We start from the raw sequence: 18,377 nt of genomic DNA on the forward strand, positions 1-18,377 counted from the left end.
TTCCTGATTTTAGTTGTTTGCAGATTGCCATGAAGTGTGAAAAGTACCTTCCTGATCAACGCGCTGATAGGTATGTGCTCCGAAATAATCACGCTGAGCCTGAAGAAGGTTTACCGGAAGAGATTCTGTTGTATAAGCATCAAAATATCCCAGAGCGGATTGAGTTCCCAGAGCCGGGATTCCGTTTAAAGCTGCATAGCTTGCTGTTTTTCGTAAAGAAGCAATTTTTTCTTTAACGATAACAGAGATATCCTGGTCCAGCAAGATATTAGAAAGATCCGGATTTTTGGTGTAAGCCGAATAGAATTTCTCCAATAGAACTGATCGGATGATACAGCCGCCTCTCCAGATTTTTACAACATCCTGTAACGGAATTTGGAAATCATATTCTTTAGATGCTTTTACCAATAAAGCAAGTCCCTGTGCATAGCTTATTAATGTAGCCAGATATAAGGCATCTCCAACTTCTTTGATGAATGATTCTGTATTTTCCGGGCTTGTAATTTCTTTTTCTGAATACAGTTTTGAAGCCTGAATTCTTTCATCTTTATAAGCAGATATAATTCGTGAAGTCACAGCAATATCAATGGTAGGGATAGAAACTCCAATTTCCATTGCCTGCTCAGAAGTCCATTTTCCGGTTCCTTTTGCTCCGGCTTTATCCAAGATTTTATCTACAAGATAAGCGTCAGTTAAAGTATCCTTTTGTTGGAAAATATCACGGGTAATTTCGATCAGGAAGGAATTCATTTCTCCGTTATTCCATTCTTTGAAAACTTCGTATAATTGATCGTTGTTTAGATTTGCTCCTCTCCTAAGCAGATCATATGCTTCACTGATCAGCTGCATAATGGCATACTCAATTCCGTTATGCACCATTTTCACATAGTTCCCGGCAGAACCTTTCCCCATGTATGCAGTACAGGCTTCATTGCCAACTTTTGCAGAAATAGCTTCCAGCATTGGCTGAAGAAGACGGAAAGCTTCCAGATCTCCACCCGGCATAATGCTGGGACCTGTTCTGGCTCCTTTTTCACCTCCCGAAACACCCATTCCCATAAAGTGTAGATTTTTTGCTGCTAAATCTGCAATACGTCTGTTGGTATCTTCGAAGTAAGAGTTTCCTGCATCTACAACAATATCCCCCGGGCTTAGAAGTGGTGTGATATTTTCTAAAACAGCATCTACAGGCTTGCCTGCAGGAACCATAAGAATAATTTTTCTTGGGATTTCCACTGCCGATACAAAGTCTTCCAAAGTAGTACTCCCTTTTACTTTCATTTCGGAAGTAGCACCATCGTGTAATTCTTTTACTTTTTCTTCATCAAGGTCAAATCCTGCAACTGAAAAATTATGATCAGCAATATTATAAAGAAGATTGCGCCCCATTACTCCGAGGCCAATCACTCCGTAATTGTATTTCTCCATTGTTTAAATGTTATGTGAATTCTGTTTTTACAGACAATAAAATTACGGAAATGGGGGTGGAGAACAAAATAATAGAATGTGAAATATTATTAATTTCCTGTTAGAGACTATCTATCATTATAAAAAAATACCAGTGCCTTTCCATTTGATGATAGGATAGTATCCAGACCGGATATGTAACAATTACTCTGGTATTACAGTAAGAGAATCTATATAACTGTGTCAATGGATTTTTTCAATATTGACACATAGAAGGTTGGGGACTTATTGGATTCTGAATGTTAGATTTCTTTGCTGAAACAAGGCTGGTCAGGACTCTCAGTATTACTCAAATTTTCCATAGCAAATAACGTAATAGAATCAATAATAGGAAGTACTTTTTGCCCTTTTTCAGTTAGACTATATTCGACTTTTGGTGGAATTTCGGGATATGATTTTTTATTTAAAAAGATTAGAATAGCTAAAATTAGCTAATATAGAGTAGTTTACAAGAACCTAAAGTGGTATCGGTAACGATTTAGTAATGGTGCTTACTGCACTCGCTTTCATCTGATTACCCTGTAAATCATTAATGCAAATGTAATAAAATTATGGGTAAGGTACACTACTGCTTTACTCTTTTCTGTGATAGCCTATACAAATAAAGTTCCATAAAAACTTCCCCACTGGGGTAATACTGTGAGTTTTATCTCAAAATTATTTCCAAATTTTGGATTACCAACAATAGTTGTATCTCCGAAACAAATAGTGCTAACTTCAAAAAGACTATGCTATGGAAATCGTGTTGAGTAAAATATTATCGAAAATTCATCATCAGGAAGATAAGCTGTCTTCTCAAATGATGCAAATGGTAGATGAGGCTTACCAAATGACCTTGTTCTTAAACGAAATGCTGGGCACAATAAAGGCAAAAGTGATAAAGGATAACTTTGCAAATGAACAGCAAGAGATAGAATTTTTTAAAAATATCAAACCGCAGGTTTTAGGAAAACTCATTTACTATAACAAAGTATTCCGTATTGAAACATCCTGCCCTGTGAGCAACGGAGAAATACACCAAAGCTATTATGAAAACCTCTTAAAAGCCCTTAAATCAGAATATAAAGAAAGTATCTGTAACGAAGACTTTTACAGATACTATCGAGCTGGCAGAACAGACCGTGACCATACTTATTTCAGGCTTGGGCAAATCAATTACCACGATGGATTAAAAAGTGGCGTATTTGAAATTGACCTTAGTTTTTCAACCTATTATGATAACAAGATAGCCTATATAATAGCGAATGAATTACTTTATACTTATATGATTACGAAAATCAACCCCGAAATAAATCCTGATATGATTATGATAAATGGAGATACAAACAAGGATATTTCGTGGACAAATTCACAAAATGCACTGATCGAATTGATATACGCTCTTTATGCCTCGAATTCCATTGCGTACGGAAAAATCGGCATCCGAAAATTGGCTTTAATTTTTCAAGTGCTGTTCCAGACACCACTGAACGACATACATCACTCTTTCCACCGAATGAAAACAAGGGCTGGTTCAAGAACAGCGTTTTTAGATCAGCTCAAAATCTCTCTCGAAGAATATATGGATAAAGACCTTTAATTACTTCAAAACAATAAGTTCAAAGCAGTACACAAAACGTACTGCTTTTTTATTTGCCCATATCTGCCAATTGGCAAATGCTCTTAAAACTACAACACAAAATATCCAAAACCTCTTAAAACCCTTATTAAACAAGGGTTTCTACTAATTCTAAATATTTTCAAAAAACCGCCAAACCAATGGGTAAGCATTGGCAGACAAACATTGCCACCTTTGGGAATTTTGCATTGTAAACATTAAAGAGCAATGCGATGAAAATAATCACAATTGAAGAAGAAGCGTGGAAACAGCTCAACAGCCGTATCAATGCCATTGCGGATTATCTGAAAAGATTGGACGATACAAGCTACGATGACCTGTGGCTCAATAACCACGAGGTATGCCAATACCTGCACATCAGCGAAAAGACGTTGTGGCGTATGCGTACCAAAGGCGAAATAGCTTACTCAAAAATGTACGGACAGTACTTCTACACCATCGGAGCAATCAAGGATATGCTCAATGCCAATGCTGTACAAAGTAACGATGAATTTGTACAGGAACTAATGGCAAAAGGCAAAAGCTATATCGAAAAAGGTAGAAAGCTGAAATCGGGCAAATCCTAAAAACGTGTGGCTATGAATATTGACAGAATGGAATTTTTGGCGTGGATGGAACGCTTAATGGGTCGCCTTGATATGCTGGGCGACAATATAGACGAGTTGCAAAGGAAACGCAACAGCATAGACGGCGAGGAATTGTTGGATAATCAGGATTTATTGCAAATGCTAAAAATCAGCAATCGCTCCCTGCAACGGTATCGCTCCATTGGCAAGCTACCTTATTATACGATAAGCGGAAAACTGTATTACAAACTATCCGATGTACATCAGTTCATAAGAGAGAGCTTTAATCCACCTCCAAAGAAATGAACGCCAATAAGTGCCAAACACTGCCTTTGAGTGCCACATCGGGCAATGCAGTGAACGCTTCCTTTACTTTCGGCGATGAACTTTAAATTCTTCAGATTATGAGTGAAGAAACAACGAACAAACAGGAAATGCCCGAACAGTTATCGGACATATTGTTAGTGCTGGATAAAGAAAAAATGAAAATCCAAGCCGTAAAGAGCATTGACGAAAACGGAAAAATGGAAACCGTTGACCCCACGAAAAAGAACCAAAATCAGTTTATGCGTGTGGACAAACACGGAGATTTCTTTTCTAATTTCTTTTCCAACTTTATAAGCCAACTGAAAAACCCGACCAACTTTTCATTTTTTAAAGTAGGTGAACCCGAAGCTATCGAAAAGGCAAAGGAAATGCAGAAACAGGTTGATAATCCTACACAGGAGGGCGAAAAAGTGATGAAGGAACACGAAGTAAAAACCAACACACAAGAGAATAATAAACAAGAAAATAAAAATGATATGGCAACAGCACAGACAACACCGGAAACAAGCGAATACCGCTATAAGCCGGAGCAGATTGATTGGGACACAATGAAAAATCTCGGATTGAGCAAGGAGTTTCTTGAAAAAAGAAACCTGCTCGACCCTTTATTACGAGGTTATAAAACCAACGAACTTGTCCCGATAGGCATTAATCTCGGAGGCTCTATTCTCCGTACAGATGCCCGCCTGTCTTTACAGCAAGGAGAAGACGGCAATGCCATCGTGGCAATGCACGGCATCAAAAAAGAACCTAACCTGCACTTTGATTTCTTTGGACATAAGTTTACAGATGAAGACAAAAAAAATCTTCTGGAAACAGGTAATATGGGGCGTGTGGTTAATCTTACCAATTCTAAAACGGGCGAACTAATGCCGTCCATTATCAGTATTGACAGGCTTACCAATGATGTAATTGCACTGCGGACAGATTTCATTAAAATTCCCGATGAAATTAAAGGTGTAAAGCTGAATGATGAGCAAAAGCAAACCTTAATGGAGGGCAAGCCGCTCAAATTGGAGGGTATGATTTCGACAAAGGGAACGGAGTTTTCGGCAACGGTACAGTACAACGCTGATAAACGCTATACCGAATTTTTGTTTGACCGTAGTAACTCAAACGGACAAAAGCAAAATAACCAACAAAACAATCAGCAAAGCCAACCGCAGGAAGCTCCAAGAACATTTCGTGGAAAAGAGCTGACCGATGAGCAGCATAAGGATTTCAAAGCGGGTCAAACCGTGTATATGGCAGGTCTGGTTGATAAGAAAGGGCAAACGTACAATGGTTACATCACGTTCAACAAAGACACCGGAAAAACAGGTTTTGAATTTCCAAATCAATACAAGGAAAGAATGCAACCTACCGAAGCCCACAAAACGCAAACAGCCGTCAATTCACAGGGCAAAACCAACGAAGCGACCAAAAATATCCAAGAGCCTTTGAAGTCGGGGCAACAAAGACCCAAAAATGAAAAGCAACAGGAGCAACAAAACAAGCCCGCAAAATCAAAAGGTAGAAAAGTGAGTTAATTATGAAAACAATCATTGCAGAAAAACCAAGCGTAGCGAGGGAAATAGCAAGTCTGTTGGGAGCTTCCGAAAAGAAGGATGGTTACCTGACAGGCAACGGCTATTTTGTTACGTGGGCGTTCGGTCATTTAATCGGATTGGGAATGCCGGAAGATTACGGCATTTCTGGGTTTGACAAGGCATCACTGCCGATATTGCCAAACCCTTTTTTATTGACAGTCCGCAAGGTCAAAAAAGACAAAGGCTATCAAACCGATACAGGAGCATTAAAGCAACTGAAAGTTATTGAGCAACTTTTTAGTAAAAGCGACAGCATTATCGTAGCTACAGATGCAGGTCGTGAAGGCGAATTGATTTTTAGGTATATCTATGAATACCTAAAATGCAACAAGCCCTTTGAACGTCTTTGGATTAGTTCCCTTACAGAAAAAGCCATTAAACAGGGCTTTGAGAACCTCAAAGACGGAAAAGATTTTGACGGATTGTACCAGGCAGCACAAGGCAGAAGCCGGGCCGATTGGCTTGTGGGTATCAATGCCACACAGGCATTGAGCATTATGGCAGGCAACGGCGTTTACTCTCTCGGCAGAGTGCAAACACCTACATTGGCATTGATATGCAAACGTTATCTTGAAAACAAAAACTTCTCAATTAAAAAGTATTGGCAGATACAGCTTTTGCACCACAAAGAAGCTATTGACTTCAAAAGCATTTCCAAAAGCAAATGGGAAGACCAAAAACTCGCCGATGATACGTTGAAATCCGTTCAGCGTATCGGAACTGCGACAGTGACATCGGTAGCAACTAAAAGCGTAACAGAACAACCACCCCTGCTGTTCGACCTTACAGGACTGCAAAAGGAAGCCAACAAAAAGCTCAATCTTTCTGCCGAAGAAACTCTCAATATTGCCCAAAGCCTGTACGAAAAGAAATTTATCACTTATCCACGTACCGGAAGCAAACACATTCCTGAAGATATGTGGACGGAAATCCCTAACCTCGTAAGGGCTTTGCAAAACAGGGAAACCAGCAAAAAAGCCTTGGAGAAAATTAAGTGGGGGCGTTTCAACAAACGTATCGTGAATGATTTGCGTGTTACTGACCATCACGGGTTGTTGATAACGGATAAAATCCCCTCCGCACTGAACGCAAAGGAAAATGAAGTATATGATATGATTGCCTTTCGTTTGCTCGAAGCCGTTTCACAAGCCTATATTAAAGAGATAACCGACGTTTCTTTGGAAGTATCGCACTATGATTTTACGCTGAAGGGCTGTAAGATTATCGAAGCGGGCTGGCGTGGTATCAAAGGTCGTTTCTCCGATGAAGATACCGAACCCGTACAGGATTTGCCCGAACTGAAACAAGGCGATGAGCTCAAAATTAAAGAAGCAACCGTTTTGGAAAAGAAAACCAAACCGCCCGTGCTTTATACCGAAGCCGGACTTTTGTCAGCAATGGAAACCGCAGGTAAGGAAATCGAAAACGAGGAAGAACGGAAAGTCCTGCAAAATATCGGTATCGGTACTCCCGCTACAAGAGCATCAGTCATTGAAACCCTGTTTACCCGAAGTTATATCCAAAGGGAAAAGAAATCCTTAATTCCGACTGAAAAGGGGTTGCAGGTGTATGAGTTGGTTAAAGACCGAAAAATTGCAGACGTTTCTATGACGGCTGAATGGGAATTGGCTTTGCTGAAAATCGAGAACAAGGAAGCGGATGCCGATGCGTTTCAAAAGGAAATGGAAACCTACGCCTCAACGATTACCAATGAACTATTGCAAACCTCTATTGCCCAAAGCAACCTTCCGAAACTTACATGCCCAAAATGCAAAAGCCACCAACTCATTATCCGTGATAAACTTGTCAAATGCCCCAATGAAATTTGCGGTTGGGTACAGTTCCGCAATGTGTGTGGTGTACACATCGGCATTGCCGATATTGCAAACCTTGTCAATAAAGGCAAAACCTCGCTTATCAAAGGAATGAAAAGCAAAGCCGGAAAGAAATTCGATGCCTACATCGTGTTGAATGAGCAAGCCGAAAGTTCCTTTGAATTTGAGAATAACAAAAGCTACAAACGCAATGGAAAATAAACCGACTATTGTACCACAAGAAATCAGAAATCTGATTTATACCATACGTGGCAGACAAGTGATGCTGGACAGCGACCTCGCTACGCTGTATCACGTTGAAACCAAAATACTGAACAAAGCCGTAAAACGGAATATTGAGCGGTTTCCCGAAAAATTCTGTTTTCAACTGACCGATGAGGAAGCGGATTTTTTGAGGTTCCAAATTGGAACCTCAAACGTAGGGCGAGGCGGAAGACGTTATCTGCCCTACGTTTTCGGCGAGCAAGGCATTGCGATGTTGAGTGCCGTGCTTCGCTCCGATGTGGCTGTAAAGGTGAGCATTGAGATAATGGATGCGTTTGTAGAAATGCGAAAAATGCTCATTAGCAATGCTTCCTTATTTCATCGTTTGGACAATATAGAACTGAAACAACTACAAGCCGACCAAAAATTTGAGGAAATCTTTAAGGCTCTGGAAAGCGACAAGCTCCACGCTGAAAAAGGTATTTTCTACAACGGACAGGTTTTTGATGCCTATACCTTTGTTTCGGATATTATCCGAAGTGCCGAAAGTTCCATTATCCTGCTGGATAATTACGTGGACGATACGGTGCTGACCTTGTTAGGCAAACGCAATGCAAACGTAAGAGCTACTATCTACACCAAAAGCATAAGCAGTCAGATACGGTTGGATTTACAACGCTATAACAGTCAATATCCACATATCGAAGTAGAGATTTTCTCCGATGCTCACGACCGATTTTTGATTATTGATAATACAGAGCTTTACCATATCGGGGCATCACTTAAAGACCTGGGCAAAAAATGGTTTGCCTTTTCACGAATGGATATTGAAATTGGCAGGATGCTTCAAATTCTGAACACTTTCTAAAACAAAACCCTCCGAATTTCCAGAGGGTTTTGTTTTAGCCTTTAGAAGCTTCCAAAGATACTTTTCTAAATTCTTTTAAAAGTTTCTCCAATTCAAGAGAAGCCTTACGTGCTCTTGTACCTGCCGCTTTGTTTCCTTTTTCAGCCTGCAATTCTGCATCCCTTTTCAATGCTTCATAGCCTGCGTTGATTTTTTCAATTAATTCGTTCATTATCATAATGGATTAAAATTTCAGTGCTAAAATAAAATAAATAATATAAGATTTTTAGAACCTTGTTGATTTAATGCGGATGTGTGTTAAATCATAAAAGTATTAAATCAACTTACTACCATCTTTGCTCCATCGATATTTTATGAATTGTGAGAACTCATCCTCATCAGCATGTTCCAATACAATCACTTGTGGCTTGTAACCACATTCTTTATCAATATTAGCAATTTCATCAGAAATCACTTTGAATATATTTTTCACTTGAATAATATTATCATCTACTTTCTTTTGTTCATTCTCAACATCTTCATCCAATTGTTTGTAGATTTTAGGAAAATATACTTGACTTGGTTGATCTAAAACTAATATTGATGGTATTTTAGAAGTCGATGTAGTACTGTGTAGATATAAAAAGCCTAAGAATGCAGATAAATGAATAGCTAACCAATTTGAGCCGCTTCCCATTTCTGAAAGAAGAATATTTTCTTTATCCTTCAAATTGTATTTTAAGCTAAACTTCTCCAAATCGAAAAGTATTTTGCCTGGTTTAAACTCTTCCTCAAAATCGAGTAAGTCACAAATACCACTCATCTTTTCACTTAATATTACTTGGGCTTTTTGTAATTCTTCTTTCAGGTTGAAGCCAGCAAGTTTATTTTTGAGTTCTTCAATTTCTGATTCCAACTCTGTATAGCCACTTTTACTATTAGATAAAAGTTTATTCCTTTCGATAAGGTTTTGAGCATTAGCTTCAGTTCTGCCTTTCAATAATAAGTTTCTTTCATACTCATTTTTAGTATTAAACTCTTTTAATACTTGTGTATTTAAGCTATCAGCTTTAATCTTTAGATCTTTCAACTCTTTCTTCAGAATATCTCTTTCTTTTCGAAGCGAAGCATTTTGACTTGAAGTATCATTTACATAAGTACCTATTTTTTCAAACTCATCCTCCAAAATTTCATTAGATTCTTTGATAATCGAAATTTTATCCTTTATTTCTCCCACTTCTTGATCACAAAGGGGGCAATGAACTTCACTAACATTTGCCTCAATAGATGCTAATGATTTTAATCGATTTATGTTTTTGGAAAAATTTATAGAAATATCATTATTAGATTTAATAGTAGATAACAAATCTAGCACTACATCTAATTCTTTCTTTTTTTGGAATATAGAATTGTCTATCTTCCTCAATTCCTCATTAAGGTTTTGATCACCAATTGAATTGGCATTGGCATTGGGTAAATCTTTTATAAGGTTTTTAAGATCAGACAATGTAATCTCCTCTGATAGGTCTTTACCTATAGAAGTATAGTATAGTGATACGATGCCATAAAGATCCTCTCTTAATTGATCGTTACTTATTTTTAACTTCTCATCTAACTTTTTCTTTTGATTCAATTCTTTCTGTTTACTTTCTAGACTTCTCTGTAAATCAAAAAAATCAGCATTTCCCCATCCCATTAATATAGGATAATCATCAATAGTTTTTTTTCTCTTATAGAAATCATCAAATCTATAAAAAAGGCTATGCTTATTAGCAATTAGATTTTGATGCTGAAATAGAAATGGTATAAAGCTCCGCATTGTTACCTTTCCTCCAGACTTTCTTTTATCTTCCTCTTCATCAGTTCTTGTATCTAAAACAGAGATTCCTATATGTTTCTCAAATTCTTTTTTAGCATCATCTAAATCGACTAGCTTTTTGTCGCTGAAATATTCTATTGAAAAATTGGTAAGAACCTCTGAATTAATTTCAATACTGAAATACATTTGATTACTGTTTTTTAATCTTCCAATAATCATATGTTTGTCTCTAACTCTAAAAATCATGCAATAAAGATCTGTCCAGTCTGTTATAATCCCTTTTGGTATAGTAGACCGGCTTGCAAATAAACAGTAGTCAATAATTTCAATGATTGCACTTTTACCTGTTTTAGAATCTCCAGAAATAATATTTAGACCTTCATCGAATTTCAGTGTACGTGTTTCCTTGTTATTCTTAAAAAGAAATATATGTGAAATTGCTGCTTGCATAATTTTATAAATTAAAAAAAATTGTCTTATGGTCTTCTTTAGAAAGAATTGAACCTAAATTAAACGCTGCTTTATAATATTCTCTTAGGATAGGGTCTTTCTCTCCTGTATAACTTTCATTCTGCCCTTGTACCAATATTAAGTAATCTGAAATTTCGATATTGTAGATATTTGATAATGTAATCAAAGCTTCTTTAGTCTTCTTCTTATAATTAGTTAGTAGAGTTTCGATGACGATTAGTTCCATCTTAACTTCAGAATTTAAAAACGTATTAAATGTACTCTTTGCATTACTTTTTACAAGTTTACTTTTAATTGTATCGTTGTATATCAGTGGGAGAATATAATAGATAAGTTCTACTTTTAGTTTATTATTATTTGCACCGACTAAAGCCATCAGTAATAATTTTGATGTAAATAATGGACTAAAAAGGATTTTTTCTGTTTGAGCTATATTCATAAATCAGTTTCTTTATATAACCATTCAAAATCACTGGTTTCATTAATATTTTGAATTCTACCATTTCGAAAAAATCTTTGAGTTCCATTAAAACCCGAAATTTCACTATGAGTATTTGTAATACACTTAAAATAAACTTCTTGCGACTTTTTAATATGAGAGTTATCTTTAAATGACTCGTCTGATAAATGATAAGAGGCAGCACTTTTTTCTGTTTGAATAGCAGAATTGATCTCTGCTTCATAAACTATTATATTGTCTTTTAGAGTAGGATTTATTTTTAGAATTTCTTCGTAAGCCTCTTCCGATCTAACGTAATCTTGAAATGCCTGATGTAAATCGTTTTTCTTTATTGATATAGCATTCAATTTTTCAATAAATTTATAGCCCTTAGTCAAATCTGAATCATGTTGACCTGGTTCTTTAATAGATGGAAAGGGAATATGATCTTTAGTGAACTTTGATAGACTGAATCGCATATCTGAATTGAAGTCAGTTATATTAATTTCCCATTTGTTTGAATCATCAATAGCTTTCTCAATAATCCATTGCTGAAGCACACCTATTGCAGAACTTCTTAATTTATCATCTATTAATTTGAATGTTGTATGTTCTTTTAGTTGAGCCAATATTTCATCAACTTTAGGTTCGCCACTATTAATAAAAAACTTATCTAAAATCCTTAAAAAATCAGTCTTAGATATAGTTTTGGCATCAAAAATTACATCTTTAAAGGGTTTAGAAGTGGCTGAAATAGCATGATCCTTTAGTTTTTTATATTTGACAGTTTTGGTGAGTTGACTCCAGTCGTGAAAAATACTGTCACTTGGCACATTTTGCGTAGTATGGAGAATAAACTTGTCATTCGACTTCAGTTTTTCATATTCTACAACAAGGTTTTTCAAGGTCTTCCAAACATCTACAGAGTTACTGGTAAGGTTTGATTCTCCTTCATGATGCTTAACTTCAATAGATTCAGTTCCATATTGAACATCTCCGAAGCATTCAATATAGACATGTTCACCATTTTTAGCATTTAAGCAATACTCTAATGCAACTAACTTTTGGTATTCAAATCCTAATTGCTTTTTCGTTGAGTCATTATCTAAAGTTTCATTCATTTCACAGTTTATGTTTTTATCAGCCCATTTTGTATTTGTTCAGTTTTTTAAGTTTACAACTACCTACCCTAATACATATCCTGCGTGTTATGATTTAATTGTTAGAGTATACTTGTATTACAAAAATACAAAATAAATCCCTCTCTCTTAATATACTTACGCCAAATCCTACCTCTCAACGCCAAACCCTGCCACATCTGCAAAGGCTCTTATCTGCTTCTATAATTTTAGGTTTTCATCAAAAATCTAAACAAAATTTATAATATGGATACACAACAAAAAGACCTATCGTATTTCAGATTACGATTGCAGGAATTACTAAACAGTAGCTTCCCCGAAAAGGCACACGACCAAAAATTTATCCACCAACGTTCTTCGTGGGCTTCCAATGCCTATGAGGGTGCTTTTAGGGCAGGAAACCCGATTGAGCAATGCAACGAGATTGCCAATCACATTCTTTTCGAGGGTTTGCACTTCTCCAAGTTTGATACGGTTTTTCAAGTGGTCTGCAATGAATTTGATACCGTAATGGCAGACGAGGAACTGCGACCGTTCGCCCTTAAAATGCTCCCTGTCTGTGAACCTGTTTTTGCCCGATATGAACTAACAGATGATTTCGCATACGGTTATGAGTTTGACCTGCTCTACACCGAAACAACCGGAGCCATCGCAATATGGATAGAAGAAAATGGGCTTCAGTAAAAAGCAATATCTCCAACAGAACATTGATGCCCTGCGGATTGCTTTTACATTGGAAAAGGAGAAACGACAAGCCACCGTAGGCGAAAGACTGTCATTGATGCGTTATAGCGGATTTGGTGGTCTTAAATTCGTGCTGAACCCCATAGCGGACGAAACAGACATCAACCATTGGCGGAAAACCGACCACGATTTATTCCCCATTACACAGGAACTCCACCAATTACTCAAAGAAAATTCCGAAGACGATAAGCAATACCGTAGATATGTGGACAGTATGAAAAGCTCGGTATTGACGGCTTTTTACACTCCACCACAGGTCATTGATGCGATTTCCGAAACCTTGCGTGAAAGTGGTGTGAACATTCAAAAATTCCTCGAACCCTCCGCAGGTATCGGCTCGTTTATTCAATCCTTTTCCGAAAACCAACTACCCAAAATTACCGCTTACGAAAAGGATTTGCTGACAGGCAAAATTTTAAAACACCTTTATCCCGAAAGTACTATTCGTATAAGTGGTTTTGAGGAAATCCCCGACAAGGAACAAAATAGCTATGATATAGTCGCAAGTAATATTCCCTTTGGCGACACCTCTGTATTCGACCTTTCATTTTCTCGAAGTAAGAACGATGCAAAAGTTCAAGCTGCGAGAAGTGTTCACAACTACTTCTTTCTGAAAGGAAATTTTATGCTCCGTGAGGGCGGTTTACAGGTGTTCATTACCTCTCAAGGTGTTTTGAACAGCCCGAAGAATGAGCCGATACGCAGGGCGTTGATGGAAAACAATAATTTGGTTTCGGTTGTCCGACTGCCCAATGACCTCTTTACGGAATATGCAGGTACGGAAGTTGGAAGTGATTTGATAATCCTGCAAAAGAATACGGCAAAACAAGGTCTGACCGAAACGGAAGAACTGTTTTGCCAAAGCAAACAGACCAAATACAATACGCCAAGCAATGCTTTTTTTCGCAATGGTACGAGGGTTATCCATACTGACCTTAAAATAGATACCGACCCTTACGGACAGCCTGCCTTAATTTATACACACAAAGACGGCGTTGCCGGAATTGCCAAAGACCTCAAACAAATGCTTTCCGAAGATTTTGGAAAGCACCTGAATTTGGATTTGTACAAAGGCGAACGCAACGATGAGCCTGTTATCATTCAGCAAAAGCCACAACCTGCACCAACTCCGGTAATTCATCGGGAAAGCCCGCAGGAACTAAAACAGTTGAGCATATTTGACCTGTTTGAAAATGAGGATAAGCCTGTAATGGTGGTTGCCCCAGCCAAAAGTACCACGCAAGCCAAAAGGCAAACCGCTAAAAAAAGACAAGGTAGAACAGATCGTCAAACCAATTTGTTCAGCGGAGGAATGCAACAGTCGTATATACAGCCACCCTCAAATCCCATCGGCACAACACAAATAAACGGTAAAAAACAGGTAGCCATTGGCGATTTGTTTTCACAAACCAATGGGAATGGCCAAGCGGACACCCCAGCCATTCCCAACATCGTAATCAATACCATTCCCGAACCTGCTGCGTATAGTGGCAAACTGCAACCGTTCCACCGAAACGACTGCCTTATCGTGGATAAAGGTTGGGTCGGTCATCTGCAAGATGTAGATACCGCAGACGGTACGGCTGTTTTCCACCCCTTGCAACTGCCGTCCTTACAGAAAGTAAGAGCCGAAGCGTATATCGGTGTACGTGATATTTACCAACAGCTTTACAACAAAGAAGCGGAGCTTCAGACCGAACATAAGGAAGAAAGGGGAACCCTTAACAACCTTTACGATGCTTTTATAAAAAGGTACGGAAACCTCAACGATGCTAAAAATATCGAACTCATCAAAACGGATAGTGCAGGTAAAGAAATGCCCTATTTGGAGCGTGTTGTTGGTGGCGTGGTGCATAAGGCGGATATATTCAACCGTCCGGTAAGTTTTTCTACCGCAACCATAGCAACGGACAATCCCGAAGAAGCGTTATCGGCTTCGCTGAACAAATACGGAAGCGTGGATTTGGACTATATGTCCGAAATCAGCGGTATGCCTGCCGATACGCTGAAAGAGGCCTTACACGGACGTATTTTCTACAATCCATTAGAAAAGGAATATGAAATAGCTGAACGTTGGATTTCGGGCAATGTCGTGGATAAAGCCAACGAAATCAAAACCTACCTCGAAAACAATCCCAATGATACCCAAGCCAAAGAAAGTTTGACGGTATTAGAGGAAGCAAGACCAAGGCGGATTGAATTTGAGGAACTTGATTTTAATCTCGGCGAGCGCTGGATACCTACAGGGATCTATGCCCGGTTTGCATCACATTTGTTTGAAGCGGAAGTCAATATCCATTATGCAGAAAGTGCTGATGACTTTTCCGTAACCTGCAAACGGAAGAATGTACATATATGGGACAAATACACTGTCAAAGCCCAAAGCCGTACCTATGACGGAATTGCCCTGCTCAAACATGCCCTTGTCAACACTACGCCCGACATTTCCAAAACAGTACACATAGATGGCAAAGATGTCAAAATGCGGGATATGGAAGCCATACAAATGGCGAATACCAAGATTGATGAAATACGCATTGCCTTTACCGATTGGCTTCACGCCCAAAACGATGCCTTCAAAAAAAGGCTGACCGACCAATACAACGACACCTTTAACTGTTTTGTGCGACCGGACTATGACGGCTCACATCAGGAGTTTCCGGGATTGGATCGCAAAGGATTAGGTATTGAAGATCTGTATTCGAGCCAAAAGGATGCGGTATGGATGATAAAACTGAATAACGGTGCTATCTGCGACCACGAAGTAGGTGCAGGAAAGACGTTGATTATGTGTACGGCAGCACAGGAAATGAAGCGTTTGGGAATGGCTCATAAACCGATGATTATCGGATTGAAAGCCAATATTCCTGAAATAGCTGAAGCCTACCGCACCGCTTATCCTCACGCCAAAATCCTCTATCCGGGCATTGATGATTTTACACCTGAAAAACGCCTGCGGATTTTTGGCGATATAAAAAACAACGAATGGGATTGTGTGATACTCACGCACGACCAATTCGGAATGATTCCCCAATCGCCAGAAATACAAAAGGAAATCCTGCAAAACGAATTGGATACAGTGGAGGAAAACCTTGACGTGATGCGAAGTCAGGGCGATGAAATAACCCAATGGATGCTCAAAGGTGCGGAAAAGCAAAAGGAAAATCTTGAAGTAAAGCTCAAAACCCTACAACACGATATTGAAAACCGCAAAGATGATATTGTGGATTTCAAAATGATGGGTATCGATCATTTATTTATTGATGAAAGTCATCAATTTAAAAACCTGATGTTCAATACAAGACATTCAAGGGTTGCGGGATTGGGCAATCAACAAGGAAGCCAAAAAGCGATGAACCTGCTTTTTGCTATCCGTACCATTCAGGAACGAACTCAAGCAGATATGGGTGCAACTTTCCTTTCGGGTACGACCATTAGTAATTCGCTTACTGAATTATACCTACTTTTTAAATACCTACGACCACGGGCATTGGCAAAACAGGGCATCAATTCTTTTGATGCGTGGGCGGCAATCTATGCCAAGAAAACAACCGATTATGAGTTTTCGGTGGCGAATAACATCGTGGCAAAGGAGCGGTTCCGTTACTTTATCAAAGTGCCGGAACTGGCTCAATTCTATTCCGAAATTACAGATTATCGTACTGCGGAAATGATTGGGATTGACCGCCCCGAAAAGAACGAGATATTTTACAATATACCGCCTACTCCAGACCAAGAGGAGTTTATTCAAAACCTAATGGAGTTTGCCAAAACAGGCAAAGGGGAATTACTCGGCAGAGCACCGCTATCCAAATCAGAGGAAAAAGCAAAGATGCTTATCGCTACGGACTATGCCCGTAAGATGTCTTTGGATATGCGAATGGTAAGCGGTATCTACGAAGACCACCCTGATAACAAAGCCTCTCACTGTGCCAACAATATTGCGAAATATTACAACAAATTCAACGCACAAAAAGGAACGCAATTCGTTTTCTCGGATTTAGGTACTTACAAACCGAATGAATGGAATGTGTACTCCGAAATCAAACGCAAGCTCGTGGAAGACCACAATATACCTGCGAATGAAATCCGTTTTATTCAGGAAGCCAAAACAGACAGGCAACGTAAGGCACTTATCAAGGGAATGAACGACGGTACAATCCGTGTGCTGTTCGGCTCAACGAGTATGCTCGGAACAGGCGTAAATGCACAGAAAAGGGCTGTTGCCGTTCATCATTTAGATACGCCGTGGCGACCGTCCGACCTTGCCCAGCGTGACGGTCGGGCAGTCCGCAAGGGCAATGAAATTGCCAAGCACTTCAACAACAATAAAGTAGATGTCATTATTTACGCCGTTGAAAAATCGCTGGATAGCTATAAATTCAACCTGTTGTTTAACAAACAGCTTTTTATCGACCAATTAAAATCCAATAATCTCGGCAAACGCACCATTGACGAGGGCAGTATGGACGAGAAATCAGGAATGAACTTTTCGGAATATGTGGCAATCCTGTCGGGAAATACTGACCTGCTGGATAAAGCGAGGGTTGAAAAACAGATTGCCGGATTGGAAAGCGAAAAGCAAGCGTTTAACCGTTCCAAGTATAGTGCTAAATCCAAATTGGAAAACTATAAGGAAGAATTTAACGCAGCTCAATCACGCCTGAACCGAATGACAACGGATTGGGATAATTTACAACAACGCATACAAAAACGGCAGGACGGCATAGTTTTAAACCCTGTTCAGTTAGACGGCTTATCGTCCAACGCTAATGCAAAACAAATCGGTACAAAGCTCAATGAAATTGCAGAAAAAGCCCGAACAGGCGGGGATTATCAGGAAATTGGCAGCTTGTACGGCTTTCAGCTTATCGTCAAAACGGAAATGTCGGAAAAAGACGGCGTAGATATTCGGGTAAACCGATTTTTCATACAGGGAGAGGGTAACATTAAATACAACCACAATTTCGGGGTAATTGCAAAAGACCCCGAAACCGCCTCTTTAAATTTTTTAAGGGCATTGGAAAAACTGCCGTCGTTTATTAAAAAAGAACAGGACAATATTGCCGAGTTCCAAAAAGATATTCCGATACTTCAGGAGGTCGTTAATGGTACGTGGTCAAAGGAAAACCGATTGAGTGAACTCAAAACGGAATTAGCGACTGTTGAGCGTAAGATACAACTATCTATCGAACCGGAACAAAAACAAGAACCTGCGGAGCAAACCGAAAAAAAGCAAGAAACACCAAAGATTTCAGAAAGTATTATTCGGACAAAAGGCGTTCATCTGCCACGAGGGGTATTATAAAATA

14 protein-coding genes are annotated in these 18,377 nt (G+C 38.8%); 8 read left to right on the top strand and 6 right to left on the bottom strand.

Annotated elements, in window-relative coordinates; genetic code table 11:
• Positions 1-9: 9 nt before the first annotated feature.
• A complete protein-coding gene (gene gndA / locus AYC65_RS04130; RefSeq protein WP_034870183.1) occupies positions 10-1,428 on the bottom strand; it encodes an NADP-dependent phosphogluconate dehydrogenase in 1,419 nt (472 codons plus the stop codon).
• Positions 1,429-1,709: 281 nt separating this feature from the next.
• On the bottom strand, positions 1,710-1,895 hold the full coding sequence (locus AYC65_RS04135; RefSeq protein ID WP_078674668.1) for a winged helix-turn-helix transcriptional regulator: 186 nt from the start codon (positions 1,893-1,895) through the stop codon (positions 1,710-1,712).
• Between the two features lie 305 nt (positions 1,896-2,200).
• Here AYC65_RS04135 and AYC65_RS04140 point away from each other — a divergent pair, with 305 nt between their 5' ends.
• The 6 genes from AYC65_RS04140 to AYC65_RS04165 all read left to right on the top strand — a co-directional run bounded on the left by AYC65_RS04140 (position 2,201) and on the right by AYC65_RS04165 (position 8,474).
• The gene (locus AYC65_RS04140) at positions 2,201-3,046 is read left to right on the top strand and encodes an RteC domain-containing protein (RefSeq protein ID WP_059333796.1); all 846 of its coding nucleotides are present in this window, start codon (positions 2,201-2,203) and stop codon (positions 3,044-3,046) included.
• Positions 3,047-3,297: 251 nt separating this feature from the next.
• The gene (locus tag AYC65_RS04145; protein ID WP_059333797.1) at positions 3,298-3,651 is read left to right on the top strand and encodes a helix-turn-helix domain-containing protein; all 354 of its coding nucleotides are present in this window, start codon (positions 3,298-3,300) and stop codon (positions 3,649-3,651) included.
• 12 nt (positions 3,652-3,663) lie between these two features.
• Positions 3,664-3,957, top strand: coding sequence for a helix-turn-helix domain-containing protein (locus AYC65_RS04150; protein WP_059333798.1), 294 nt, complete (start codon positions 3,664-3,666; stop codon positions 3,955-3,957).
• A gap of 98 nt (positions 3,958-4,055) precedes the next feature.
• A complete protein-coding gene (locus AYC65_RS04155; protein WP_059333799.1) occupies positions 4,056-5,507 on the top strand; it encodes a DUF3945 domain-containing protein in 1,452 nt (483 codons plus the stop codon).
• 2 nt (positions 5,508-5,509) lie between these two features.
• A complete protein-coding gene (locus tag AYC65_RS04160; protein WP_059333800.1) occupies positions 5,510-7,603 on the top strand; it encodes a type IA DNA topoisomerase in 2,094 nt (697 codons plus the stop codon).
• On the top strand, positions 7,593-8,474 hold the full coding sequence (locus AYC65_RS04165) for an ORF6N domain-containing protein (protein ID WP_059333801.1): 882 nt from the start codon (positions 7,593-7,595) through the stop codon (positions 8,472-8,474). The genes AYC65_RS04160 and AYC65_RS04165 overlap by 11 nt, the downstream gene beginning before the upstream one ends.
• Before the next feature lie 34 nt (positions 8,475-8,508).
• Here AYC65_RS04165 and AYC65_RS04170 read toward each other — a convergent pair whose 3' ends face one another.
• The 4 genes from AYC65_RS04170 to AYC65_RS04185 all read right to left on the bottom strand — a co-directional run bounded on the left by AYC65_RS04170 (position 8,509) and on the right by AYC65_RS04185 (position 12,303).
• On the bottom strand, positions 8,509-8,685 hold the full coding sequence (locus AYC65_RS04170; RefSeq protein ID WP_059333802.1) for a histone H1: 177 nt from the start codon (positions 8,683-8,685) through the stop codon (positions 8,509-8,511).
• 102 nt (positions 8,686-8,787) lie between these two features.
• Complete coding sequence (locus AYC65_RS04175) at positions 8,788-10,722, bottom strand: DUF3732 domain-containing protein (RefSeq protein ID WP_059333803.1); 1,935 nt, start codon at positions 10,720-10,722, stop codon at positions 8,788-8,790.
• A gap of 4 nt (positions 10,723-10,726) precedes the next feature.
• Positions 10,727-11,182: a three component ABC system middle component gene (locus AYC65_RS04180; RefSeq protein ID WP_059333804.1), complete on the bottom strand. Its 456-nt coding sequence runs from the start codon at positions 11,180-11,182 to the stop codon at positions 10,727-10,729.
• A complete protein-coding gene (locus tag AYC65_RS04185; RefSeq protein ID WP_059333805.1) occupies positions 11,179-12,303 on the bottom strand; it encodes a hypothetical protein in 1,125 nt (374 codons plus the stop codon). The genes AYC65_RS04180 and AYC65_RS04185 overlap by 4 nt, the downstream gene beginning before the upstream one ends.
• A 264-nt stretch (positions 12,304-12,567) precedes the next feature.
• On the opposite strand from AYC65_RS04185, the gene AYC65_RS04190 reads away from it, so the two are divergent.
• A complete protein-coding gene (locus tag AYC65_RS04190; RefSeq protein ID WP_059333806.1) occupies positions 12,568-13,005 on the top strand; it encodes a DUF1896 domain-containing protein in 438 nt (145 codons plus the stop codon).
• Positions 12,992-18,373 carry an N-6 DNA methylase gene (locus tag AYC65_RS04195; protein ID WP_078674657.1) on the top strand — a complete coding sequence of 1,794 codons (5,382 nt, stop codon included), beginning with the start codon at positions 12,992-12,994 and terminating at the stop codon, positions 18,371-18,373. The genes AYC65_RS04190 and AYC65_RS04195 overlap by 14 nt, the downstream gene beginning before the upstream one ends.
• Positions 18,374-18,377: the final 4 nt, after the last annotated feature.

The organism is Elizabethkingia bruuniana (assembly GCF_002024805.1).
Lineage (GTDB): Bacteria > Bacteroidota > Bacteroidia > Flavobacteriales > Weeksellaceae > Elizabethkingia > Elizabethkingia bruuniana.

Coding starts and splice junctions, on each gene's coding strand:
- AYC65_RS04165 (WP_059333801.1), top strand. CDS start 7,593: ATGGAAAATAAACCGACTATTGTACCACAAGAAATCAGAAATCTGATT.
- AYC65_RS04160 (WP_059333800.1), top strand. CDS start 5,510: ATGAAAACAATCATTGCAGAAAAACCAAGCGTAGCGAGGGAAATAGCA.
- AYC65_RS04185 (WP_059333805.1), bottom strand. CDS start 12,303: ATGAATGAAACTTTAGATAATGACTCAACGAAAAAGCAATTAGGATTT.
- AYC65_RS04180 (WP_059333804.1), bottom strand. CDS start 11,182: ATGAATATAGCTCAAACAGAAAAAATCCTTTTTAGTCCATTATTTACA.
- AYC65_RS04150 (WP_059333798.1), top strand. CDS start 3,664: ATGAATATTGACAGAATGGAATTTTTGGCGTGGATGGAACGCTTAATG.
- AYC65_RS04190 (WP_059333806.1), top strand. CDS start 12,568: ATGGATACACAACAAAAAGACCTATCGTATTTCAGATTACGATTGCAG.
- AYC65_RS04155 (WP_059333799.1), top strand. CDS start 4,056: ATGAGTGAAGAAACAACGAACAAACAGGAAATGCCCGAACAGTTATCG.
- AYC65_RS04145 (WP_059333797.1), top strand. CDS start 3,298: ATGAAAATAATCACAATTGAAGAAGAAGCGTGGAAACAGCTCAACAGC.
- AYC65_RS04195 (WP_078674657.1), top strand. CDS start 12,992: ATGGGCTTCAGTAAAAAGCAATATCTCCAACAGAACATTGATGCCCTG.
- AYC65_RS04175 (WP_059333803.1), bottom strand. CDS start 10,722: ATGCAAGCAGCAATTTCACATATATTTCTTTTTAAGAATAACAAGGAA.
- gndA (WP_034870183.1), bottom strand. CDS start 1,428: ATGGAGAAATACAATTACGGAGTGATTGGCCTCGGAGTAATGGGGCGC.
- AYC65_RS04140 (WP_059333796.1), top strand. CDS start 2,201: ATGGAAATCGTGTTGAGTAAAATATTATCGAAAATTCATCATCAGGAA.
- AYC65_RS04170 (WP_059333802.1), bottom strand. CDS start 8,685: ATGAACGAATTAATTGAAAAAATCAACGCAGGCTATGAAGCATTGAAA.